This window comes from Kitasatospora sp. A2-31 (assembly GCF_022288725.1).
Lineage (GTDB): Bacteria > Actinomycetota > Actinomycetes > Streptomycetales > Streptomycetaceae > Kitasatospora.
Genome location: NZ_JAKNTA010000235.1, coordinates 1 through 1,199, shown reverse-complemented (window position 1 = coordinate 1,199; position 1,199 = coordinate 1). Strand labels below are relative to the sequence as shown.

The following is a 1,199-nucleotide window of genomic DNA, read 5'->3' as shown; positions in this document are numbered from 1 at the left end:
CCGCGAGCCGGTCTGCCACACCGGCGCGGTCCGCACAACGATCGAGGAGTTCGTCCTGGACGCTGCACCAGGGCTGCTCCGCCGAGCCGGCGCCGTGCAGCAGCTCGGGTCGGTCCCTGAGTGCGGTGATCTGGGGATGATCCGGTGGCGTTCCGTGATGACCACCAACCACCACCGCGAATTGGCCCGCGGCCAGCCGCGGCCACCCGCGCCGTTCCTCCAACCACCGTTGGAGCAGCAGTTGGCCCGCGAGCCCGTGCGGAGCGGTCCTCCGCTCGGCGTTCAGTAGGTGACTGGGCCCGATCGTCAGGCCCGTCGCCCGCATCCGCTCAGCGAGGACGTCGACCTGGTGGGCGAACGCCGGCGTGGCCTTGCCGATGTCGTGGGCCCTCGCCAGCCAGACCACGAGACGGCGGGCGTCCTCCTCCCCGCACGGCATCGCCTGGGCGACGAGGCGGCGGACCTGGTCGGGCAACCAGCGATCCCACAACATCCCAGCGACGGCGCCACTGTCGGCCATGTGCCGCCACAGCGGTAACCAGGCGCCGTCGTCCTTCTCGTACTTAGCCCAGACGGTCCTCGCGGCCTCGGACAGGCTCTCAACGGGACATCCGGTCGTGCTGTCTTCCATGGCTCTCTCCTCGGCGCACCGCGTGAGGCACGCCGCCCGTACGGTTACGGTCAGATCGCTTTGATCCGGTGCTCGGCCCGTTCCAAGTGGGCCATGGTGCTCTGGTGGGCGCGCCAGCCGTCGGGAAACTTCGGTTTCACGTCGAGATGCACAGGCCGGGTGGTCGGATGCCGGTCCAGGACGTCGCGGATCCCGGCTCGGGCGACCACGATGCAGGCGTAGCGGTGCCGGGACAACAGCACGCACAGGCGGCCGGCCTCCAGGTGGAAGGCGCTGAGATCCCGCCGTCCGGACAGCGGGTGCCACACCAGGGTCACGTCGAACTCGCGTCCCTGGAGTCGGTTCGCGGTGTCCACGGTGATCCGGCTGAGGCCTCGCTCGGCGAGCGCCCTCCGGACGGCGTTCACCTGGAGGGTACGGGCCGCTCCGATGGCGATCCTGTCCTCTACGAGGAGGGAACCGTCGGTGAGCGCACCGCGTTCCAGCAGCCTCGCGGCGGTGGCGGCCAGAGCCTCGGCGACTTCGGGGTCATGGTCGAGGGTGTGGCGGGGCCCGCGGTTCCCATATT

At 70.4% G+C, this 1,199-nt stretch carries 2 protein-coding genes; both read right to left on the bottom strand.

The annotated features are described in order from the left end of the window. Nucleotides 1-631, bottom strand: a 631-nt coding sequence (locus MCM47_RS41155) for a CRISPR-associated endonuclease Cas3'' (protein ID WP_238951875.1), incomplete at its 3' end; no start/stop codon positions are given. 50 nt (nt 632-681) lie between these two features. Beyond that, nucleotides 682-1,199 (bottom strand): AAA domain-containing protein (locus MCM47_RS41150; RefSeq protein WP_374209290.1); only part of this gene is annotated, 518 nt, incomplete at its 5' end.